The organism is Kineococcus sp. AC630 (assembly GCF_979255925.1).
Window position 1 is genome coordinate 249,131 of sequence record NZ_CEEDMJ010000002.1, and the last position, 21,819, is coordinate 270,949.

The window sequence follows — 21,819 nt, forward strand, 5'->3', positions numbered from 1 at the left end:
GGAGCGGAGCTCCGCGAGGGTGCGACGGGGGTCCCCGGTCCGGGACGGGGGCGGGACGGCTCAGCGTCGTCGGGAGCGGTGACCCCTCGCGGTCCAGCCGAGGTACCCCGTCAGCGCGCCCAGGGCCGCCACCCCCACGGCGACGACCTTCGTCTCGTGGGGTTTGAAGCGTTCGGGGTCGGTGGAGCCGACGGTCGCCAGCGCCCCGATCCCGGCGGAGACGACGAGGCCGGCGACGACGCGGTTGCCGATGCGTTCGAGCCTCGCCACCAGGGGGTCCAGCTCGTCGGTGCGCAACGAGACCGAGATCCCGTCCCGGTCCAGGACGTCGAGCAGCCGGCCGAGCTGCCCGGGCAGTTCCACCCCGAGCTGGGCGACGTCGAGACCGGCCTGGCGCACCCGCTTCGCCATCGCCAGCGGGTCGAAGTGGCGGGCCACGAGCCTGCGCGCGTAGGGGTTGAGGACCCGCCCGAGCTGGAAGTCGGGGTCCAGGCTCGACCCCAGCCCCTCGGTCATCACGATCATCTTCACGACGAGGGCGAGGTTGCGCGGCAACGCCAGGTGGTGGCGACGGAGGATCTCCAGCACGTCGCGCACGATGTCGCTGACGGAGATGCGCCCCAGCGGCAGACCCTCGTAGGTCCGCAGCAGGTGCGCGCAGTCGGCGGTGAGCCGGACGCGGTCGACGCGGTGCTCGGTGACGCCGATCGTCGCGAAGGCCGCCGCGATGCGCGAGGGGTCCCGCCGGGAGAACGCCGCCAGCAGCATCGCCAGCTGTTCCCGGGAACGTTCGTCGACCTCGCCGACCATCCCGTAGTCGAGCAGCCCGATGCGTCCGGAGGGTTCGATGAGGAAGTTCCCCGGGTGCGGGTCGGCGTGGAAGAACCCGTGCTCGAAGACCATGTCGGCGAGCAGGCGCGTCGCGCGGGCGGCGAGTTCCGTCCGGTCGATGCCGTGCTCGGCGAGCGCGGCGTCGTCGTTGATCTTGACCCCGTGCAGGCGTTCGAGGGTGAGGACCCGCGACGTCGTCGTGTCCCAGTAGACCGCCGGGACCCGGATGTCGGGGTCGCCCTCGAAGTTGCGGGCGAACCGTTCCGCGTTGTGGCCCTCGGCGAGGTAGTCGAGTTCGGCGCGCAGGGTGTCGGCGAAGTCCGTCGCCAGTCCGACGACGTCGTAGTCGGCCGCCACCGTCCACCGCCGCGAGGCCTGCACGGCGAGGGTGCGGAGGATCTCGAGGTCGCCCTCGACCTCCTCGACCACCCCGGGCCGACGGACCTTCACCACGACCTGCGTCCCGTCCTCCAGGACCGCGGTGTGGGCCTGCCCGATCGAGGCGCTGGCGAGCGGTTCACGGCTGAAGTTCACGAACAGCTCCTCGGGCGGCGCCCCGAGTTCCTCCTCCACGGCGTCGCGGACCGTCTCGTAGGGGACCGGGGTGGCGCTGTCCTGCAGCTTCTCCAGCTCGTGCTGGAAGCCGGGGGAGAGCAGGTCGGGACGGGTGGAGAGGATCTGGCCGATCTTCACCGCGGTCGGTCCCAGTTCCTCCATGACGAGGCGTACGTGCGCGGCCCGGGTGTGCCGCTCGCGTTCCTGGGCGCGGCCCCCGAAGAGGTCCCAGTCGGTGCGCACCCACCGCTCGAGGCCGAGCGCGTCGATGAAGTACCCCAGACCGTGCCGGGACAGGATCCGGCTGATCTGCAGGTATCGGTCCTGGTGCCGCATTCGGTCTCTCCCCCGGGGTGGCCCTGCGCGGCACTCTACGTGGCGCCGATCGGGGGTCGACCGCCCACTGCACGCTCTCCCGCACCAGAGGCCCGGGCTCGTGCAGCTCCGGGGGGTCCGGCTCGCGTGCCGGATGCCCCGGGACAGCGGGTGAGGGGATGCTGGTGATGAGGGACCGGCACGGGAGGATCCAGACGTGGCAGCTGAGATGGACGACGTGGCCGTCAGCGTGCTCCACCGCGAGTGGGCGTTCGAGGACCTGCTCACCCTGCCCGACGACGGCTACCGGTACGAGATCATGGACGGGCAACTCATCGTGACTCCGCCGCCTCCGGTCGTGCACCAGGACGTGATCGACGACCTCCGCGCGGAGCTCGGCCGGCGGGTCGCCCCGGACGTGCGGGTCAAGACCGGTGTCGGCATGCGGGTCCCGAGGACGGGACCGGAGCGCTACGTGATCCCGGACCTGCTCGTGGCCTCCGGCGCCCGACCCGCCCTGTACTACGAGCCCGAATCCGTCCGACTGGCCGTCGAGGTGACGTCACCCTCCACCGAACTCCGGGACAGGGGTTCGAAGAAGGAGTTGTACGAGGCGCACGGTGTCGCGTGCTACCTCCTCGTCGACCTGAGCGCCGAGGCAGTGACCTGCTGGGAGCTCGAGCGGGGCGAGTACCGGCTGCAGTGGCGGATGACGGCCTCGACGCCGGGGGAGGGCCCGCTGGCGGGTGTCACGCTCGGCGACCTCACGAGAGAACCCAGCTGACGGCGACGACGAAGGGCCCGTCCGCAGCGGCGGACGGGCCCTTCGTCGTGCAGGTCAGAGCTTGCGCGAGATGAGCGCCTGCTTGACCTCGGCGATGGCCTTGGTGACCTGGATGCCCCGGGGGCAGGCCTCGGAGCAGTTGAAGGTGGTGCGACAGCGCCACACCCCTTCCTTGTCGTTGAGGATCTCCAGGCGCAGGTCCGAGGCGGAGTCGCGGCTGTCGAAGATGAAGCGGTGCGCGTTGACGATCGCGGCGGGCCCGAAGTACTGGCCGTCGTTCCAGAACACCGGGCAGCTCGACGTGCACGCAGCGCAGAGGATGCACTTGGTGGTGTCGTCGAAGCGTTCGCGGTCGGCCTGGGACTGGATGCGTTCCCGGGTCGGCTCGGCCCCGTTGGTGATGAGGAACGGCATGACCTCGCGGTAGGCCGCGAAGAACGGCTCCATGTCGACGATGAGGTCCTTCTCCACCGGCAGGCCCTTGATTGGCTCGATCAGGATGGGCTTGTCGATGTTCAGGTCCTTCAGCAACGTCTTGCACGCCAGCCGGTTGCGGCCGTTGATGCGCATGGCGTCGGAGCCGCAGACCCCGTGGGCGCAGGAGCGGCGGAAGGACAACCGGCCGTCCTGCTCCCACTTGACCTTGTGCAGGGCGTCGAGCACGCGGTCGGTGCCGTGCATCGTCAGGTCGTAGGACTCCCAGTGCGGTTCCGCGTCCAGGTCCGGGTCGTAGCGGCGGATCTTGACCGTCACGGAGAACGAGGGGACCTCGCCCGCCCCGCCCTGCCCCTCGACGGGCGACCGGCGGTCGCCACCGCTGCGTGCGGTCTCGGCGGACTTCGCCGGACCCGCTTCGCCGTTGGTCTCGGCGGGGCTGGTCTCGAAGGTCGACATCAGTACTTGCGCTCCATCGGCTGGTAGCGGGTCTGGACCACGGGCTTGAAGTCCAGTCGCGTCGAGTAGGAACCGTCGGCGGCGTACTCGCGGTAGACCATGGTGTGCCGCATGTAGTTCACGTCGTCGCGGTTGGGGTAGTCCTCGCGGAAGTGACCGCCGCGGGACTCCTTGCGCTCCAGCGCCCCGAGGCACATGGCCTCGGCGAGGTCGAGCAGGAACCCGAGCTCGAGGCCCTCGAGCAGGTCGAGGTTGAACCGCTTGCCCTTGTCCTGCACCGAGGCGCGCGAGTAGCGCTCCTTCAGGCGGTCGATGTCGGTGAGGGCCTGCTTCAGCGTCGCCTCGGTGCGGAACACCTGGGCGTTGGCGTCCATCGTGTCCTGCAGCTCACGACGGATGTCCGAGACGCGTTCGCCCTGGGCGCGGTCGCGCATCTCCGACATCCAGTTGATGACCGGGAGTTCCGAACCGGCGGGGACGGCGATCCACTCGGCCTTCGTCGCGTACTCGGCCGCGGCGATGCCCGCGCGCTTGCCGAACACGTTGATGTCCAGCAGCGAGTTCGTGCCGAGACGGTTCGAGCCGTGCACCGAGACGCACGCGACCTCGCCGGCCGCGTAGAGGCCCGGGACGACGCGGGTGTTGTCCTGCAGCACCTCGGTGTCGACGTTGGTCGGCACCCCGCCCATGGCGTAGTGCGCCGTGGGGTACACCGGAACGGGTTCGGTGTAGGGCTCGACCCCGAGGTAGGTGCGGGCGAACTCGGTGATGTCGGGCAGCTTCGCGTCGATGTGCGCGGGTTCGAGGTGGGTCAAGTCGAGGTAGACGTAGTCCTTGTTCGGACCGGCTCCGCGGCCTTCGCGCACCTCGTTGGCCATCGCCCGGGCGACGATGTCGCGGGGCGCGAGGTCCTTGATGGTGGGGGCGTAGCGCTCCATGAACCGCTCGCCGTCGGCGTTGCGGAGGATCCCGCCCTCACCGCGGGCCGCTTCGGAGAGCAGGATCCCCAGACCGGCGAGGCCGGTCGGGTGGAACTGGAAGAACTCCATGTCCTCCAGCGGCAGACCGCTGCGGTAGGCGATGCCCATCCCGTCACCGGTCAGGGTGTGCGCATTCGAGGTCGTCTTGTAGACCTTGCCCGCACCACCGGTCGCAAGGACGACCGACTTCGCCTGGAACACGTGGATCTCGCCGGTGGAGAGCTCGTAGGCCACGACGCCGGCGATGCGCTTGTCGCCCGGGACGCCGATGGTCGGCGGGGTCTGCAACCCGCGCTGCTCGGCCGCGCCCTCGATCTCGCTGCCGGTCTTCGCCTCGTCGGCGGGCACGAGCAGCAGGTCGAGGACGTAGAACTCGTTGAAGAACTCGACCTCGTGCTTCACGCACTGCTGGTACAGCGTCTGCAGGATCATGTGACCGGTGCGGTCGGCGGCGAAGCAGCTGCGACGCACGGGGGACTTGCCGTGGTCGCGGGTGTGCCCGCCGAAGCGGCGCTGGTCGATCTTGCCCTCGGGCGTGCGGTTGAAGGGCAGGCCCATCTTCTCGAGGTCGAGGACCGCGTCGATGGCCTCCTTGCACATCACCTCGGCCGCGTCCTGGTCGACGAGGTAGTCACCGCCCTTGACGGTGTCGAAGGTGTGCCACTCCCAGTTGTCCTCCTCGACGTTGGCCAGCGCGGCGCACATGCCGCCCTGGGCCGCACCGGTGTGCGAGCGCGTCGGGTAGAGCTTGGTGAGCACGGCGGTGCGGGCCCGCTGCCCGGACTCGAGGGCCGCGCGCATCCCGGCGCCGCCGGCGCCGACGATGACCACGTCGAACTGGTGCGTCTGCATCTCTGCTCCTCGTTCGGGTCAGGTGTTCGGGCTGGTGACGGTGGGGACGTTGTCGATGGCCGGTCGGCAGACGTCGAGCGTCGAGCTCGGGTCGGCGCAGGGGTCGAACGTGAAGATGACGAGGGTCCCGACGACGATGACGATGACCGTCGCGAGGTAGAGCGCCATCTTGAGCCAGAAGCGCGTGGCGTCCCGCTCGGCGTAGTCGTTGATGACGGTCCGGACCCCGTTGGTGCCGTGCAGCTGCGCGAGCCACAGCATCAGCAGGTCCCAGACCTGCCAGAAGGGGCTCGACCACTTGCCGGCGACGAAACCCCAGTCGATCTGGTGGATCCCGTTGCCGGTCATGAGGTTGACGAACAGGTGGCCGAACACCAGGACGATGAGGACGACGCCCGACATCCGCATGAACAGCCAGCCGTACAGCTCCCAGTTGGTCCGGGTCGCCTTGTTGCGCTTGTACGGGGAACGGGGGGTTTCCAGGGCGGGGGCGTAGCTGCCACCCGGGGTCTGCTCTGCGCTCACGGTTCGATCCCTCAGTGCGAGAAGACGTTGATCAGGTGGCGGGGCAGGAACCCGGCCATCAGCAGGACCCAGACCACGACGACGCCCCAGAACAGCTTCCGCTGGTGCTTGGTGCCGCCGGACCAGAAGTCCACGAGGATGATGCGGATCCCGTTGAGCGCGTGGAAGACGACCGCGCCGACGAGGCCGGCCTCGCCGAGGCCCATGACGGGGTTCTTGTACTGCCCGATCACGCCGTTGTAGACCTCGGGGGAGACCCGCACGGTCGCGGTGTCGAGCACGTGCACGAAGAGGAAGAAGAAGATGAGGACACCGGAGATCCGGTGCATCACCCACGACCACATGCCTTCGCGGCCGCGGTAGAGGGTCCCTGCGGGTTTCCTGCTCCCCGTGGGCGTGCCCTGTCCGGGTGGGGTGAGGCTCGTGGCCACCAGCGTCCTCCTCGAGTGCTCCTCGACGCCGGATCACCCGGGCTTCGGCGCTCGGGCGGCGGCGTCCTGCCACCCACTGTAGGCGCGCCGCCGCGCAGCGACTGCTCGGCGGGAGCACTCGCGGAGCTTTTGTGACGAAGGACTCACAGCATCGTGAGGCGCAGGTCACGGAGGAGAGCCTGACCTTAGCGGTGCGGTGGGCGTCCCGTCGACCTCCTGCGCCCTGTCGGGGGACGACCTCACCCGTTCGCCGCTCTCCGGCGTGGACGGACGGAGCGCACCGGTAGGTTCCCGACCATGACTGACGGGGGACAGGGCACAGCGGGCACCAACTGGTCGGCGTCGTGGTCGGAGGACGACCTCGAGGACGGCCAGATCGACCTCTCCGACTTCCACGCCGTCGTCCCGGCGGGTGGGGCGGGCACGCGGTTGTGGCCCCTCTCGCGCAGTGACCGGCCGAAGTTCCTCCTCGACCTGACCGGTCGCGGGCGCACGCTGCTGCAGTCGACCTGGGACCGGTTGCTGCCGCTCACCGACGCCTCGCGCACCCTCGTCGTCACCGGCCGCTCCCACGCCGACGCCGTCGCCGAGCAGCTGCCCGACCTGCCGGCCGAGAACATCCTGCGCGAACCGATGCAGCGCGACTCCGCCGCCGCCATCGGTCTCGCCGCGGCCGTCCTCGTCCGCCGGAACCCCGACGCCGTCCTCGGCTCGTTCGCGGCCGACCACAACATCTCCGGCCGCGACGACTTCGAGAGCTCCGTCGAGGAGGCCGTGGTCACCGCCCGCCGCGGGTTCGTCGTCACCATCGGGATCGCGCCCTCGCACCCGGCCACCGGCTTCGGCTACATCCGCCTCGGCAAGCGACTGCGCCTGCAGGGCGCCCCGAACGCGCGCCGCGTCGTGCAGTTCAAGGAGAAGCCGGACGCGCGCACCGCCGCGGCCTACCTCTCCACCGGGGACTACCGCTGGAACGGCGGGATGTTCGTGGCCCGCGCCGACGTCCTGCTGGAGCTCCTCGCCACGCACACCCCCGCCCTGCACTCCGGGCTGATGCGCATCGCCGACGCGTGGGACACCCCGCAGCGCGAGGCCGTCCTCGAGGAGCAGTGGGCGGCCCTGCCCTCCATCGCCATCGACAACGCCGTGGCCGAGCCGGCCGCCGAGGCGGGCCGCGTCGCCGTCGTGCCCGCCACCTTCGGCTGGGACGACGTCGGCGACTTCTCCTCCCTCGCCGAACTGCTGCCGGCCGACGTCGACATGCCGAAGATCCTGGGCGACCCCGACCTCGTCATCACCGAGGGCGTCGCGGGCGGTCTCGTCGTGCCCGCCAACGGCCGCGTCGTGGCGCTGCTCGGCGTCGACGACCTCGTCGTCGTCGACACCCCGGACGCGCTGCTCGTGACCACCCGCGCCCGGGCGCAGGAGGTCAAGAAGCTCGTCGCCCGGGCCAAGCACCTCGGCCTCGACCACATCGTCTGAGCGGGGCTGGGGTACGCGGGGTCGGGAGGCGGCGGGTAGCGTCGACCGACGTGACCAGCGACACCGAAGCCACGAGTGACGCGGGTTCCGCGACCCGGCGGACCGAGGGGCTCGCGGTGCGCATCGCCGACCTCGTCCTCGCCCACGAACCCACGGCGCGGGCGGTGCGGCGCGAGATCCACGCCCACCCCGAGCTGGCCCACCAGGAACACCGCACGACCGCCCGGCTCGCCGAGGTCCTCACGGCCGCCGGCGCCGCCGTCCGGCTGCTGCCCGGCACGGGGCTGATCGCCGACATCGGCCCGAGCGGCCCGATGCTCGCCGTGCGGGCCGACCTGGACGCCCTGCCCGTCCCCGAGGCCACCGGTCTGCCCTACGCCTCCACCGTGCCCGGCGTGGCCCACGCCTGCGGGCACGACGTGCACACCGCGTCGGTGCTCGGCGCCGGACTGGTCCTCGCCGACCTCGCCCGGACGGGTGATCTGCGGCACGGGGTGCGCCTCGTCTTCCAGCCCGCCGAGGAGGTCATGCCCGGCGGCGCCCTCGGGGTCATCGGGACCGGTGTGCTGGAGGGCGTCTCGGCCATCTACAGCCTGCACTGCGACCCCACGCTGGACGCCGGCACCGTCGGTCTCAAGGCCGGGCCCATCACCTCCGCCAGCGACCACGTCACCGTCCGCCTGCACGGCACGGGCGGGCACACCTCCCGCCCGCACCTCGCGGGTGACCTCGTCTTCGCCCTCGGTCAGGTCGTCACGCAGCTCCCCGCCGTCATCGCCCGCCGCGTCGACCCCCGCGCCGGGGTGAACCTCACCTGGGGAGCCGTGCACGCCGGCGACGTCGCCAACGCCGTCCCCTCCGCGGGCTACGCCGCAGGGACGTTGCGCTGCATGGAGACCGAGGCCTGGCAGCACGCCGGGGAACTCGTCGAGTCCGTCGTGGCCGACCTCGTCCGCCCCTACTCGGTGCGCGCCGAGGTCGACCTCGTCCGCGGCGTCCCGCCCGTCGACAACGAGGTGCACTCCACGGCCGCTCTCGACGAGGCCGCCCGGATCCTGCTCGGAACCGACGCCGTCCTGCCCACCCGGCAGTCGCTGGGCGGCGAGGACTTCGCCTGGTACCTGCACCACGTCCCCGGCGCGATGGTGCGCCTCGGGACCCGCACCCCCGGCGGCACGACGTTCGACCTGCACCGCGGGGACTACGCGCCCGACGAGGCGGCGCTCGCCGTCGGGATCGGCGTGCTCGCGACCACCGCGGCCTCGGAGCGGGCACTGCCCGCCGGTCTGTCGGGTTGAAAGGTCTCGATCTGGACAACCTGCGTGCTCGTGCGCACGGGGAGGGGGATTTCGGCCACTACGATGGCCGCGCGTTCGCCGGTCCTGCTCCGGGCGTCCGCCTCACCCCCGTGAGTCACACCCCGACCTGGAGGACTACCCCCATGAAGACGTTGCACCGCCTCGCGCCGGTGGCCGCCCTGGGCGCAGCTGCCCTGATGCTGGCCTCCTGCGGCAGCCGGCCGGACGCCGCGACGGGATCGGGTGACGCGAGCAGCGCCGGCGGCGCCAAGTTCAAGGCCTGCATGGTGCTCGACACCGGTGGCATGGACGACCGCTCGTTCAACCAGTCCTCCTACGACGGCTTCAAGGCCGCCAACAAGGCGAACCCGGACATCGAGATCGGCTACGTCGCCTCCAACAGCGACGCCGACTACGTCCCGAACCTGACCACCGAGGTCGGCAACAAGTGCGACTCGATCGTCGCCGTCGGCGGTCTCATGTCGGACGCCGTCAAGGAGGTCGCGGAGCAGAACAAGGACCAGAAGTTCGCCGAGATCGACTCCTCGCCCGTCGCCGACAACGTCTACGGGTTCGAGTACAACACCGCCGAGGGCGGGTTCCTCGGTGGTTACCTCGCCGCCGGCATGACCAAGACGGGCACCGTCGGCACCTGGGGCGGCCTGAACATCCCGCCGGTCACCATCTACATGGACGGCTTCTGGGAAGGCGTGCAGTACTACAACCAGCAGAAGGGGAAGTCCGTCAAGGTCATCGGCTGGGACGAGAAGAACCCCTCCGCCGGCACCTTCTCGAACTCCTTCGTCGACCAGGCCGCGGGCCGGTCGATCACCGAGACGATGGCCGCCCAGGGCGCCGACATCGTCATGCCCGTCGCCGGCCAGTCCGGTCTGGGTGCGGGGGCGGCCGCCGAGGCCGCGGGCGGCTCGCTGAACCTCATCTGGGTCGACACCGACGGCTGCGTCAGCGCCGAGCAGTACTGCAAGTACTTCATCTCCTCGGTGACGAAGAACCTCACCGACGCGGTGAACGACTACATCACGAAGTCGGCCTCCGGGTCCGTCCCGACCGGTGCCTACGTCGGGAACCTCAAGAACGACGGCACGGGCCTGGCGCCGTTCAACCAGTGGGACGCGCAGGTCCCGGCGGACCTCAAGTCCGAGCTGGACACGGTCAAGAAGGGCATCATCGACGGCAGCATCGAGATCACCTCGCCGAACGCCATCAAGGCCAGCTGACAGCGAGTTCGACGGCGACGAGGGGAACGACCCGCAGGTGCAACTGGAACTCAAGGGCATCACGAAGCGCTTCGGGCCCCTCGTCGCCAACGACTCCATCGACCTCGTCGTCCGCGAGGGCGAGATCCACGCCCTGCTGGGCGAGAACGGGGCCGGCAAGAGCACGTTGATGAACGTGCTCTACGGCCTGTACACCCCGGACGAGGGCCAGATCCTCGTCGACGGCGAACCCGTGGAGTTCACCTCCCCGGGCGACGCCATGGCCGCCGGGATCGGCATGGTGCACCAGCACTTCATGCTCGTCCCGACGTTCACGGCCACCGAGAACATCGTCCTCGGCGCGGAGCTCACCACCGGCGGGGGTTTCCTGGACCGGCGTCGGGCCCGCAAGCGCGTCGAGGAGACCTCGCAGCGGTTCGGGTTGGCGATCCCCGCCGACACCCTCGTCGCCGACCTCGCCGTCGGGGTCCAGCAACGCGTCGAGATCGTCAAGGCCCTGCTGCGCGACGCGAAGGTCCTCGTCCTCGACGAACCCACGGCCGTGCTCACCCCGGCCGAGACCGACGACCTCATGCGCGTCATGCGCGAGCTCGCCGACGCCGGGACGTCGATCGTCTTCATCACCCACAAGCTCCGCGAGGTCAAGGCCGTCGCCGACCGCATCACCGTCATCCGCCGCGGCAAGGTCGTCGGGGAGGCGTCGCCCAGCGCGTCGCCGGAGGAGCTCGCCGCGCTGATGGTGGGCCGCGAGGTGCGCCTGCGGGTCGAGAAGGCCGCGGCCGAACCCGGGGAGAGCGTCCTGACGATGTCCTCGGTGCGGGTCGTCGACCCGTCCGGGACGGTCCTGCTGGACGGCATCGACCTCGACGTGCGCGCGGGGGAGGTCCTCGCGATCGCCGGTGTCGACGGGAACGGGCAGACCGAACTGACCCGCAGCATCGTCGGCCTGCAGCGCATCGAGTCCGGGTCGCTGCGCATCGCCGGCGTCGACACCACCGGGCGCGACATCGCCGACGTCCTGGCCCTCGGGGTCGGCTACGTCCCCGAGGACCGCCTGCACGACGGTCTCGTCGGGTCGTTCAGCATCGCCGAGAACCTCGTCCTCGACCTCGTCGACTCACCCGCCTTCGCCAGCGGGCCCTCCGTCGACCGGGACGCGGTGCGGCGCAACGCGGACGACCGGATCAGCGAGTTCGACATCCGGACCCCCTCGCCGCAGGCCGCGGCCTCGACGCTGTCGGGCGGGAACCAGCAGAAGGTGGTCCTGGCCCGGGAGATGTCGCGTGAGCTGAAGCTGCTCGTCGTCGCGCAGCCGACCCGCGGGGTCGACGTCGGGAGCCAGGAGTTCGTGCACCAGCGGATCGTGGCCGAACGCGACCGCGGTGCGGCCGTCGTGCTGGTCTCGACCGAACTCGACGAGGTGCGGGCGCTGGCCGACCGCATCGTCGTGCTCTACCGCGGCCGGATCGCGGGCGAGGTCGGCCCTGAGGCCACGCAGGAGGAACTGGGTCTGCTGATGGCCGGCGCCCACATCGAACCCGCCGGAGGGCAGTCGTGACGTTGGAGAAGGAAACCGTCCGGGACGGCGGTCCGGTACGGCGACGGCGCCTGTACTGGGGTGGCAGCTGGCTGGTGACGGTGTTCGCCGTCGTCGGTGCCCTGCTCGTCGGGGCGGTGCTGATCGCCATCGGTGACGAAGCGACCCGGGCCAGCGCGGGGTACTTCTTCAGCTACCCCTGGGACCTGTTCTCCAACGTCTGGTACTCCGTCCGCGACGCCTACGTCGCGCTGCTGCAGGGTGCCGTCTACAACCCGAGCTTCTCCGGGATCGCGGCGTTGCGGCCGCTCTCCGAGACGCTCGTCAACGCCACCCCGCTGATCCTGGCCGGACTCGCCGTCGCACTGTCCTTCCGGGTCGGGTTGTTCAACATCGGCGCCCAGGGCCAGATCATCCTCGGTGCGGTCCTCGCCGCCTGGTTGGGCTTCACCCTGAACCTGCCGGTGGTTCTGCACCTGGTCGTCGCGCTGGTGGGCGGGATCGTCGGGGGACTGGTCTGGGGTGGGGTCGTCGGTCTGCTCAAGGCCCGGACCGGCGCCCACGAGGTCATCACGACGATCATGCTGAACTACGTCGCCATCAACCTGCTGAACTACCTGCTCAGCGTCCACGGCTTCCAGCGCCCGCCCTACGGGCAGGCCATCTCCGAGCAGGTCGCCGCGAACGCGGAACTGCCGCCGCTGCTGGGTTCCTCGCTGCGGGTGAACCTGGGCCTGGTGCTCGCGGTCCTCGCGTCCGTCTTCGTGTGGTGGCTCTTCGAGCGGTCCCGGCTCGGGTTCCGCCTGCGTGCGGTGGGGGCGAACCCCAACGCGGCCCGCACGGCCGGGATGCCCGTGGGTCGGTTGCAGATCGTGTCGATGGCGCTGGCCGGTGGCCTCGCGGGCCTCGCCGGCGCGACGCAGGTCCTCGGCGTCACGGGCAGCGTGACCAGCAGCGTCGCCGGGAACATCGGCTTCGACGCCATCACCGTCGCGCTGCTGGGACGCAACAACCCCTACGGCGTCATCGCGGCCGGCGTCCTGTTCGGCGGCCTGCGGGCCGGGTCGGTGCAGATGCAGTCCTCGACCGGCGTCCCCGTCGACCTCGTCGGGGTGCTGCAGGCCCTCGTCGTGCTCTTCATCGCCGCGCCGGCGCTGGTCCGGGCGGTGTTCCGCCTGAAGTCCGGCGGTGGCGCCGGGGTCGGTTCGGAACTGGCCGGAGGGTGGACCCGATGAGCGTCGAGATCCCCGCGCCCGTCGTCGAACTGGCGCGCGTCGAACCCCCCGTCAGCCTGCGCCGACGGGTCCTCACCGGAGCCCTGCTCGTGCTCGTCGGTCTGGTGACGGTCCTCGGCTGGGGGGTCGGTTCCGGTGCGGCCGACGCGACCTTCCGCTTCGGTGGCGGCTCGGCCGTCGAACTCCCCGACCTCACCGTCCCCGGGACGCTGACACCGGTCGTCCTGGGCGTCGTCGTCGTCCTGCTCGGGCTGTACCAGCTCACGCGGGGTTTCCGGGCGCGGCGCAGTCCCGTCGTCATCGCCGTCACGTTGCTGTGCTTCGTGCTCGCGTTCCTCTGCTGGGTCATGTCCGGGGCGTCCTCGCAGTCGATGGACGTCGTCAAGCTGCTCCAGCAGACGGTCTTCCTCGCCACCCCGCTCATCCTCGGCGCCCTCGCCGGGGTGCTCGGCGAACGCAGCGGTGTCGTGAACGTGGCCATCGAGGGGCAGATGCTGACCGGTGCCTTCGCCGGTGCCCTCGTCGGTTCGATGGCCGGCAACCTCGGTGCCGGGGTCGTCGGTGCGGTGCTGGCCGGGGCCGTCGTCGGGTGGCTGCTGGCGGTCTTCGCCATCCGCTACCGGGTGAACCAGGTGATCCTCGGGGTCGTGCTGAACGCGGCCGCCCTCGGTTTCACGGGGTGGGCGTACAAGGCGCTCATGCAGACCGACGCGCAGCGCTTCAACTCCCCGGGGGTGCTCTCGCCGGTCCGGATCCCCGGCCTGGCCGAGATCCCCGTGCTCGGGCCGCTGCTGTTCCAGGCCAACGTCCTCGTCTACGCCATGTACGTCGTCATCGTCGCGCTGCAGGTCGTCCTGTTCCGCACCCGCTGGGGGCTGCGCACCCGGGCCGTGGGTGAGCACCCCAAGGCGGCCGCCACGGTCGGCATCCCGGTGCTGCGGGTCCGCTACGTCAACGTCGTGGTGGCGGGGGGCATCGCCGGTCTCGCCGGGGCCTACCTCTCCATCGGGACGATCGGGCCGTTCACCGAGAACATGTCGGCCGGCAAGGGGTTCATCGCCCTGGCCGCCGTCATCTTCGGCCGGTGGAGCCCCAAGGGTGCCGTCGGTGCGTCGTTGCTGTTCGGGTTCTTCGCCGCGCTGCAGACCCTCGTCGGGATCATCACCGCGCCGGGGACCGTGCCCTCGAGCTTCCTCTCGATGCTGCCCTACCTCGCCACGATCCTGGCCGTCGCCGGTTTCGTCGGCCGTGTCCGCCCGCCCGCCGCCTCCGGGGAGCCGTACCCGTCGTGAACCCTGACTTCGACGTCCTGCGCGCCGCCGCGCGCGAAGCCCTCGCGCACTCCTACTCGCCGTACTCGAACTTCCCCGTCGGCGCGGCCGCCCTCGTCGACGACGGGCGGATCGTGTCCGGGGCCAACGTGGAGAACGCCTCCTACGGCGTCACGTTGTGCGCCGAGTGCACGCTGGTCGGGCAGTTGCAGATGACGGGGGGCGGCACGCTCGTCGCCTTCGCCTGCGTCGACGGCGCGGGCAACGTCCTCATGCCGTGCGGGCGGTGCCGGCAGCTGCTCTACGAGTTCGGCGGACCGGACCTCCTCGTCGACTCCCCGCGCGGGGTGGTCCCGATGACCCAGGTGCTGCCCGACGCGTTCGGCCCGCACGACCTGACCGACCCCGCCCGGAAGGCCCAGCCGTGAGCCAGCAGCAGTTCGCCGCCGTCGACGTCATCCGCACCAAGCGCGACAAGGGCGTGCTCTCCGACGCGCAGATCGACTGGGTCGTCGACGCCTACACCCACGGGGTGGTCGCCGAGGAGCAGATGTCCGCGCTGGCGATGGCGATCCTGCTCAACGGGATGAACCGCGCCGAGGTCTCGCGCTGGACGAACGCGATGATCGACTCGGGCAGCCGGCTCGACTTCACCGACCTGCCCCGCCCGAGCGTCGACAAGCACTCCACGGGCGGGGTCGGCGACAAGGTCACGTTGCCGTTGGCGCCGCTCGTCGCGGCCTGCGGCGCGGCCGTCCCGCAGTTGTCCGGCCGTGGGCTCGGCCACACCGGCGGGACCCTGGACAAGCTCGAGGCGATCCCCGGCTGGCGGGCCTCGCTCACCCTGGCCGAGATCCGCGACCAGCTCGTCGACGTCGGCGCCGTGATCTGCGCGGCGACGGGCGACCTGGCCCCGGCGGACAAGAAGCTCTACGCCCTGCGCGACGTCACCAGCACCGTCGAGGCGATCCCGCTCATCGCCAGCTCCATCATGAGCAAGAAGATCGCCGAGGGGACCAGTGCCCTCGTCCTGGACGTGAAGACCGGCTCCGGCGCCTTCATGAAGGAACTCGGGCAGTCGCTCGAACTGGCCCGCACGATGGTCGAGCTCGGCACCGACGCCGGGGTGCGGACGGTCGCCGTGGTCACCGACATGTCGACGGTCCTGGGCCGGACGGCGGGCAACGCGCTGGAGGTCCGGGAGTCCCTCGAGGTGCTCGCCGGGGGAGGACCGGCCGACCTCGTCGAGATCACCCTGGTGCTGGCGCGCGAGATGCTCGCCGCCGTCGGGCTCGACGCGGTGGACCCCGCGGACGCCCTCGCCGACGGCCGCGCGATGGACGCCTGGCGGCGGATGATCGCGGCCCAGGGCGGCGACCCGGACGCGCCCCTGCCGGTCGCCGCGCACACCCAGGACGTGCTGGCGCCGGCCGACGGTTTCCTCGACGTCGACGCGCTGGCCGTCGGGGTCGCCGCCTGGCGGTTGGGCGCGGGACGCTCGCGCCGGGAGGAAGCCGTGCAGGCCGGCGCCGGGGTCGAGCTGCACGCCGTGCGGGGGGACCGGGTGCGCGCCGGTCAGCGCCTCATGACCCTGCACACCGACACCCCGGACCGCTTCGACTGGGCCACGCAGGCCCTCGACGGGGGTTTCACGGTCTCGGCCGCCGAACCCGCGACGGTCCCGCTGGTCCACGAACGCATCACCGCCTGACCCTGCCGTGGGTAGGGTGGCGAGCGTGGGTGGGCAGCAGGAGCTGACGGCGCGGTTCTCGACCGCGCTGCTCGTGCTGCCCCTGCTGCTCTCGGCCCTGCTCCTCGCGGGCGGGTCCGAGCAGTTGCTGCTGGGGACGGCGGTCGCGGTCGCCTCGAGCGTCGTGGTCGGCCTCCTCGTCCTGCGGGGGGTCGTGTCCGAACTGCTGGCCGCGGTGACCCCGTCGCCGCCGGTGACCCGTCTCGAACCCGCGGACACGTTGCCGCAGAACGCACCGGCCGCGGTGGGGAACCCGCAGCCCCGGGCACCCGGAGTCCTCGCGCTCCCGTGCTGAGCTGACGCGCGCACGGGAGTCGACGCCTCCCGTTCCCGCGACCTCCGGAGTTCCCCGTGCTCGAAACCCTGCACTCGATCCTGCGTCCCGTCGAGGACGCCGTCACCTTCGTCCTGCTCCACCTGCACGACCTCGGCGCCCCCTGGCCGCTGGCGATCGTGGGACTCGTCGTCCTCGCCCGGACCCTGCTGCTGCCGTTGTTCGTGGCACAGCAACGGTCCGCCCTCCGTTCCGCCGCACTGCGACCGCAGGTCCTCGCCGTCCAGGAGCGCTACCGCGGCCGCACCGACGTGGCCTCGCGACAGGCGATGCAGCGCGAGGTCACGACCCTGCACCGCGACGCCGGGGTGAACCCCCTCGGTGGCTGCCTGCCGGGGTTGCTGCAGTCGCCGGTGTTCCTCGCGCTCACCCTGACGTTGGAATCCGGCGACACCCTCGCCTCGTTCGGGTCGGCGACCCTGGCGGGGGCACCGTTGGCGGGGGTCCTGACCCAGGACCCCGACCTCGCGACCACGGTCGTCGCCGTCGTCCTGCTGCTGTTGACCGCTGCGCTGCAGGTGGTCACGATGCGGGCGAGCAGCACCGGGGTCGCCACCCCCACCTCGCTGCTGGTGGCGATCCCCGTCGTCGTGGTGTTCTCGGCGGCGCACTTCCCGATCGGCGTCCTGATCTACTGGGCCGCCTCCGGGGCGTGGACGGCGGGCCAGCAACTCATCGCCCGGCAGCTCGTCAGGCGGCGCTAGCCATCGTCGGTGGGGTTCCGCCACCCCCGGCGCCGTCGGGGTGCCCGGAGGTGTCGGAGCCGTTGCCGGCCATCGTTCCCGCGGTGGGTTCCGTCGTGGTGTCGACGCCGACCGTCAGCGCGACGGCGTAGCCGCTGGTGACGTCCCCGCTGAACGTCGGCGTCTGGGTGGCGCCGCTGTCGTCGCCGAAGACGTTGTCGGTGGCCAGGCTCACCTGGGCGAGGTTGCTCACCGACTGCTCGTAGCCGGTGGTGGCGTAGACCGCGTCGTTGGCCCCGGTGGGCATCGCGACCTGGGAGGTGGCGATGCAGTTCGCCACGTCCGTGATGTCGTCGACGCTCGGGTAGACCTCGAAGTGGACGTGCGGCCAGCGCCCGGAGTAGCAGGCCGGGTAGACGCTGGTGAAGGTCACGTTCCCGTCGGCGTCGGCGACCTGGACCCCGCGCAGGTAGTTCTCGTCGGTGAGGGAGTCGGCGTAGAGGGAGTACTCGCCGTCGCGGTCGCAGTGCCAGACGTAGACCGCCACCCCCTCGAACGGGACGTTCCCGCCGGCCAGGTCGACGACGCTGAGGGTCAGGGTCATCGGTACCCCCTCGGCGGTGGTCGTGCTCGACCCGAAGCTGGACCGGATGTCGCTGCGCACGACCCCGCTCTGCTCGAGGACGTCCGGGCCGTTCGAGCCGTCACCCGGGTAGGGGCCGGCGGTCTCGTCGGGGATCTCGGTGAGCGTGCCGGAGGTGGCGCTCGAGGAGCTCGTGGTGGTGTCGGCCGCGGCGGTGTCGTCGCTCCCGCAGGCGGCGAGGGTGAGCCCGGTGGCCCCGAGGCCCAGCAGCCCCAGCGCGCGACGACGGCCGATCATCGTCGTGATGTCGAAGGCGAGGCCCTGGTCGTCGACGTCCTCGTCGGGGCGGGGGAGCGGACGACCCTCGTAGCTGGGGAGGTTGTTCTTCATGCCTCCACCGTCGGGGGCTCGCCGAGGAGGATCCGGTGCTGCGTCAGTGCGCTTCCTGTGAGCCGTGCACCCGGCGGGCGACGAGCAGGGCCACGACGGCGAAGACGACGCACACGGGCAGGGTCCCGGCGAACCCCGCCCACGCCGAGACGGCGCCCAGGGCGGCGAAGACCAGTCCGGTCAACGCCATCGCCGTGCCGCCGCCGGCGGCGTCGGAGATCGTCAGCGCCGCCGACCCCGCACCCTCCTGGCCGGCGGGCGACTGCTCCAGCACGAGGACGGTGGTGCGGGGGAAACCCAGTCCCATCCCGGCCCCGGCGCAGGCCCAGCCCAGGGCGGACGCCACGCCGGCGACGACGTCCCCGGGGGTGACCGCGGCGACGACGGCCTGGACGACGACGCCGACGAGCAGCAGGACGGTGCCGATCCGGACGGCACGCGCGTGCGGGAGCCGCGGCCCCAGGCGGCCCTGGACGGCCGAGGCCGAGGCCCAGGCGATCGCGGCGGCGGTCAGCGTCGCCCCCGCGAGCCAGAGCGGGAGCCCGAACCTCTCGTGCAGCATCAGCGGCAGGTAGACCTCGGTGCTGAAGAACGTCGCGGCCAGCAGACCGCGCAGCAGCACCGTCGCAGGGAGTCCGCGGTGGGCCGTGAGGGTTCCCGGCGGCAGCAGTGGGCGGACCGCGACGACCAGCACGCCGAGGGCGACCGCGGCGACCAGCCACCGCCAGGGACCGGTGGCCCCCGCGGAACTCACCGCCACGACGGCCACCGCCACCCCGGTGGCGGCGACGAAGCGGCTGCGCGGCAACGGCTCCCGGGACCCTTCCGCGGCCGGGACCCGCAGCAGGGCGGGCAGCACCGCGGACGCGGCGACCAGCACGAGGACGAGGACGCCGGAGAACACCCACGGCCAGCCGAACGTCTGCGCCACCAGCGCGGCCAGGAACGGGCCGACGAGGGAGGGCAGCACCCACGCCGAGGCGAACGCCCCGAACACCGCCGGCCGCAACGCCGGGGGGAACACCAGGGCGACCGTCACGTACAGGGTCACGCTGATCCCGCCCGACCCCAGCCCCTGCAGGAACCGGGCCGCGACGAAGAACTCCATGGTCGGCGCCAGGGAGGCGGCCAGCAGCCCGGCGGCGAACACCGTGATCGCCGCCAGCAGCGGCTTCCCCGGGCCACGCCGGTCGGCCCAGCCCCCGGCGGCGACCATCCCCAGGACGCTCGCCGCGAGCGTCGCGGCGAACGCCGTCGCGTACTCGCCGCGACCGCCCAGGTCGGCGCTCACGACGGGCATCACGGTGGTCACCGCGAGGCTCTCGAAGGCGGACAGGAACACCAGCGCCGTCGTCCCGAGGGTGGTGATCAGGTAGGTGCGGGAGAAGATCCCTGCGGTCGGGGTGGCGGTGGTGCTCGTGGTCACGTCGTCACGTTAGGTGCTCCAGCGCACTGGAGCTCAAGCGCTCCGGGCGGCCAGTCCGCGCAGGGCGTCGAGTACGGTCCCGACCCCGCGACGGGCCAGGGCCTCCGGGCGCAGCAGGGCGTCGATGCGCCGGTTGAGCGTGAGGTCGGCCAGGGGACGCAGGACCACCCCGGGTTCGGGCCGCGAGGTCAGGGCCGGCAGCAGGGCCAGTGCGTCGCCCGAGGCCACGACGGCGGCCGACACGAAGAACTCGTTGATGCGGTGGACGACGTCGAGGGGTCGGCGGGCCGCCGCGGCGACGACGTCGAGCGCGCCGGCCAGCGGGAAACCCTCGTGGACCGAGATCCACCGTTCGTCCGCGACGTCGGCGACGCTGAGCCGCTCGCGCCCGGCGAGCGGGTGGTCCACCGCGAGCGCGACGTGCAGCGGTTCGGTGAGCAGCGGCACCACGCGCAACCGCCGGGTCGGCCACGGCGGACCGGCCTCGGGGCGGTGGGCGATCACGACGTCGTAGTCGGCGACGAGGCCCGGGAAGTCCTGCTGGGCGACGTCCTCGTCGGTGCAGCGCAGGGGCGGGGCGCCGTTCAGCTCTCGCAGCAACGGGCCGAACCAGGCCAGCCCCACGGAGTTGAACGCGCAGACGGCGACCGGGGTGTCGAGGGACTCCAGGTGGGCCTCGACGGCGCGGTTCGCCCGGTCCAGGGCCGCGGCGACGTCCACCGCGGCCGCCGCGAGCGCCTCGCCCGCGGGGGTCAGGGCCAGTCGACGGCCGCGCTTCTCGGTCAGGGGTGTCGGGCAGGTGCGTTGCAGCGCCGTCAGGTGCTGCGACACCGCCGACGGGGTGACGTGCAGCGCACGAGCCACCGCCACCAGGCTGCCCCGCTCGGAGAGCTCGCGCAGGATCGTCAGCTGACGCACGTCCATGAAGCGATGCTAAATCCTGGCGTGAGCAACTGGGGTCTGGACTGAACTGTCGCGGCCACCGACCATCGACACGTGACACGTGATCGCCGGGTCGACCTGGTCCTGCTGGGGGTGGCCGTCGTCTGGGGCTCCAGCTACCTCGCCGCCAAGGTCCTCCTCGACGTCGCCGGGGTCCTGCCCCTGCTCGCGCTGCGCTACGCCGGGGCCGCGCTGGCGCTCGCTGTCGTCGTCGCCGTGACCCGCGCGCGGCTGGGGCGCGAGGAGCTCCGTCTCGGGATCGTCCTCGGGCTCTCGCAGGCGGCGATCCTCGCGCTGGAGACCTACGGCGTCGCCGGGACGAGCGCCACCAACGCCGGTCTGCTGATCTCGCTGACGATCCTGCTCACCCCGGGGTTCGAGGGGATCGTGCGCCGCTCCTGGCTACCGCCGGCGTTCTTCGCCGCGGCCCTGGTCGCCGTCGTGGGGGTCGCCCTGCTCGTCAGCGCCTCCGGGGGTCGCCTCGCGTTCCGGGTCCCCGACCACGGCGACCTGCTGGTCCTCGCGGCGGCCGTCGTCCGCGCCGCCCACGTGACGGCCATCGGCCGGGTCACCCGCACCCGCGATCTGGACCTGCGGGGGCTGACCTTCGTCCAGACCGCACTGGGGACGGTGCTGTTCACGGTGCTGGACCCGGGCGGGGTGTCCCGCGCGGTGGCGCACGCCTCGCCCGGGCAGTGGGCGGGGATCGCCTACCTCGCCCTGGGCTGCAGCGTGTTCGCCTTCCTGGCCCAGAGCTGGGCCGTGCGCCGGACGTCGGCGGCGCGGGCGAGCCTGCTGCTCGGCACCGAGCCCCTGTTCGCCGTGCTCGTGGGGGTCGTGCTCGGCGGTGAGCTGCTCGGCCCGCTCGGGGCGCTCGGGGCGGTGCTCATCCTCGCCGGGACGGCCTGGGGTCAGCGCGTGGAACGCCTCGCCCGGGTCAGGACAGCGGTTCCGGAACCCCCGCCGGGCCCGCACCCAGTGGTCGCTGCAGACGGACCACGTCCCACCACCGGTCGAGCTTGAACCCGATGCCCCGGAACGTGCCCACCTCCTCGAACCCCAGCGCCCGGTGCAGGCCGAGGCTCGCCTCGTTGGGCAGCGTCACGCCGGCCACGAGCATCCGGAAACCCCGCGCCCGCAGCGTCGCGAACAGCTCGCCGTAGAGCGCCCGGCCGGCGCCGCTGCGGCGCAGGCCGGGGGCGAGGTAGACGCTCACCTCGCACGACCAGTCGTAGGCGGCCCGGGCGGCGTAGGGGGCGGCGTAGGCGTAGCCGGTCACCACTCCCGCGTCCTCGAGGACCAGCCACGCGTGGCGCTCCCGGTAGCTCTCGATCCGGTGCGCCACCTCGGCCACGTCGGGGGGTTCCCGCTCGAAGGTGATCGCGGTGTCGCGGACGTAGGGCGCGTAGACGGCGGCGCAAGCCGCCGCGTCGGCGACGCTCGCAGGGCGGATCACACGCTCGGACATGTGACGATCGTACGC

20 protein-coding genes and 2 pseudogenes are annotated in these 21,819 nt (G+C 71.9%); 12 read left to right on the forward strand and 10 right to left on the reverse strand.

What is annotated here, in order from left to right:
- Positions 1-60: 60 nt before the first annotated feature.
- A complete protein-coding gene (locus AC0I8G_RS03145; RefSeq protein WP_328294815.1) occupies positions 61-1,722 on the reverse strand; it encodes an ABC1 kinase family protein in 1,662 nt (553 codons plus the stop codon).
- A 196-nt stretch (positions 1,723-1,918) separates the two neighbouring features.
- On the opposite strand from AC0I8G_RS03145, the gene AC0I8G_RS03150 reads away from it, so the two are divergent.
- Positions 1,919-2,485 (forward strand): Uma2 family endonuclease, encoded by a 567-nt coding sequence (locus tag AC0I8G_RS03150; RefSeq protein WP_471728622.1) that lies wholly within the window; start codon positions 1,919-1,921, stop codon positions 2,483-2,485.
- Positions 2,486-2,539: 54 nt separating this feature from the next.
- Here the strand turns inward: AC0I8G_RS03150 and AC0I8G_RS03155 are convergent, their stop codons facing one another.
- The 5 genes and pseudogenes from AC0I8G_RS03155 to sdhC all read right to left on the reverse strand — a co-directional run bounded on the left by AC0I8G_RS03155 (position 2,540) and on the right by sdhC (position 6,167).
- Positions 2,540-3,379 carry a succinate dehydrogenase iron-sulfur subunit gene (locus AC0I8G_RS03155; RefSeq protein WP_380259333.1) on the reverse strand — a complete coding sequence of 280 codons (840 nt, stop codon included), beginning with the start codon at positions 3,377-3,379 and terminating at the stop codon, positions 2,540-2,542.
- Positions 3,379-3,786 (reverse strand): annotated as a pseudogene (locus AC0I8G_RS03160) (succinate dehydrogenase/fumarate reductase flavoprotein subunit); the annotation flags it as partial. The pseudogene AC0I8G_RS03160 and the gene AC0I8G_RS03155, both read right to left, overlap by 1 nt.
- 83 nt (positions 3,787-3,869) lie before the next feature.
- A pseudogene (locus tag AC0I8G_RS03165) lies at positions 3,870-5,211 on the reverse strand (FAD-binding protein); the annotation flags it as partial.
- 18 nt (positions 5,212-5,229) lie between these two features.
- The gene (locus AC0I8G_RS03170) at positions 5,230-5,736 is read right to left on the reverse strand and encodes a succinate dehydrogenase hydrophobic membrane anchor subunit (RefSeq protein ID WP_380259334.1); all 507 of its coding nucleotides are present in this window, start codon (positions 5,734-5,736) and stop codon (positions 5,230-5,232) included.
- 11 nt (positions 5,737-5,747) lie between these two features.
- Positions 5,748-6,167, reverse strand: a complete 420-nt coding sequence (gene sdhC / locus AC0I8G_RS03175; RefSeq protein ID WP_328294820.1) for a succinate dehydrogenase, cytochrome b556 subunit — start codon at positions 6,165-6,167, stop codon at positions 5,748-5,750.
- A 297-nt stretch (positions 6,168-6,464) separates the two neighbouring features.
- Here sdhC and AC0I8G_RS03180 point away from each other — a divergent pair, with 297 nt between their 5' ends.
- The 10 genes from AC0I8G_RS03180 (at position 6,465) to AC0I8G_RS03225 (ending at position 17,016) form a co-directional block, all read left to right on the forward strand.
- Positions 6,465-7,649, forward strand: a complete 1,185-nt coding sequence (locus AC0I8G_RS03180) for a mannose-1-phosphate guanylyltransferase (RefSeq protein ID WP_471728623.1) — start codon at positions 6,465-6,467, stop codon at positions 7,647-7,649.
- A 50-nt stretch (positions 7,650-7,699) separates the two neighbouring features.
- Positions 7,700-8,947: an amidohydrolase gene (locus AC0I8G_RS03185; RefSeq protein ID WP_471728624.1), complete on the forward strand. Its 1,248-nt coding sequence runs from the start codon at positions 7,700-7,702 to the stop codon at positions 8,945-8,947.
- A gap of 143 nt (positions 8,948-9,090) precedes the next feature.
- Positions 9,091-10,185: a BMP family lipoprotein gene (locus AC0I8G_RS03190; protein WP_471728625.1), complete on the forward strand. Its 1,095-nt coding sequence runs from the start codon at positions 9,091-9,093 to the stop codon at positions 10,183-10,185.
- Positions 10,186-10,222: 37 nt separating this feature from the next.
- Positions 10,223-11,743, forward strand: coding sequence for an ABC transporter ATP-binding protein (locus tag AC0I8G_RS03195; protein ID WP_471728626.1), 1,521 nt, complete (start codon positions 10,223-10,225; stop codon positions 11,741-11,743).
- Positions 11,740-12,957: an ABC transporter permease gene (locus tag AC0I8G_RS03200; RefSeq protein WP_471728627.1), complete on the forward strand. Its 1,218-nt coding sequence runs from the start codon at positions 11,740-11,742 to the stop codon at positions 12,955-12,957. The genes AC0I8G_RS03195 and AC0I8G_RS03200 overlap by 4 nt, the downstream gene beginning before the upstream one ends.
- On the forward strand, positions 12,954-14,249 hold the full coding sequence (locus tag AC0I8G_RS03205) for an ABC transporter permease (RefSeq protein WP_471728628.1): 1,296 nt from the start codon (positions 12,954-12,956) through the stop codon (positions 14,247-14,249). Before AC0I8G_RS03200 ends, AC0I8G_RS03205 begins: the two co-directional genes overlap by 4 nt.
- Positions 14,246-14,656, forward strand: a complete 411-nt coding sequence (locus AC0I8G_RS03210) for a cytidine deaminase (RefSeq protein ID WP_380259340.1) — start codon at positions 14,246-14,248, stop codon at positions 14,654-14,656. Before AC0I8G_RS03205 ends, AC0I8G_RS03210 begins: the two co-directional genes overlap by 4 nt.
- A complete protein-coding gene (locus tag AC0I8G_RS03215) occupies positions 14,653-15,939 on the forward strand; it encodes a thymidine phosphorylase (protein WP_471728629.1) in 1,287 nt (428 codons plus the stop codon). Before AC0I8G_RS03210 ends, AC0I8G_RS03215 begins: the two co-directional genes overlap by 4 nt.
- Positions 15,940-15,964: 25 nt before the next feature.
- On the forward strand, positions 15,965-16,273 hold the full coding sequence (locus AC0I8G_RS03220) for a hypothetical protein (protein ID WP_471728630.1): 309 nt from the start codon (positions 15,965-15,967) through the stop codon (positions 16,271-16,273).
- A gap of 56 nt (positions 16,274-16,329) precedes the next feature.
- Positions 16,330-17,016: a YidC/Oxa1 family membrane protein insertase gene (locus AC0I8G_RS03225; protein WP_471728631.1), complete on the forward strand. Its 687-nt coding sequence runs from the start codon at positions 16,330-16,332 to the stop codon at positions 17,014-17,016.
- Here AC0I8G_RS03225 and AC0I8G_RS03230 read toward each other — a convergent pair.
- Genes AC0I8G_RS03230 through AC0I8G_RS03240 form a run of 3 tightly spaced genes read right to left on the reverse strand, consistent with a single transcriptional unit; the run spans position 17,003 to position 20,318 of the window.
- The gene (locus tag AC0I8G_RS03230) at positions 17,003-17,968 is read right to left on the reverse strand and encodes a dioxygenase family protein (RefSeq protein WP_471728632.1); all 966 of its coding nucleotides are present in this window, start codon (positions 17,966-17,968) and stop codon (positions 17,003-17,005) included. The two genes, AC0I8G_RS03225 and AC0I8G_RS03230, sit on opposite strands and share 14 nt — an antisense overlap.
- Before the next feature lie 43 nt (positions 17,969-18,011).
- Positions 18,012-19,394, reverse strand: coding sequence for an MFS transporter (locus tag AC0I8G_RS03235; RefSeq protein ID WP_471728633.1), 1,383 nt, complete (start codon positions 19,392-19,394; stop codon positions 18,012-18,014).
- 33 nt (positions 19,395-19,427) lie between these two features.
- On the reverse strand, positions 19,428-20,318 hold the full coding sequence (locus AC0I8G_RS03240) for a LysR family transcriptional regulator (RefSeq protein ID WP_471728634.1): 891 nt from the start codon (positions 20,316-20,318) through the stop codon (positions 19,428-19,430).
- A gap of 72 nt (positions 20,319-20,390) precedes the next feature.
- Here AC0I8G_RS03240 and AC0I8G_RS03245 point away from each other — a divergent pair, with 72 nt between their 5' ends.
- On the forward strand, positions 20,391-21,359 hold the full coding sequence (locus AC0I8G_RS03245) for an EamA family transporter (protein WP_471728635.1): 969 nt from the start codon (positions 20,391-20,393) through the stop codon (positions 21,357-21,359).
- Here AC0I8G_RS03245 and AC0I8G_RS03250 read toward each other — a convergent pair.
- A complete protein-coding gene (locus tag AC0I8G_RS03250; RefSeq protein ID WP_471728636.1) occupies positions 21,274-21,804 on the reverse strand; it encodes a GNAT family N-acetyltransferase in 531 nt (176 codons plus the stop codon). The two genes, AC0I8G_RS03245 and AC0I8G_RS03250, sit on opposite strands and share 86 nt — an antisense overlap.
- Between the last annotated feature and the right edge of the window lie 15 nt (positions 21,805-21,819).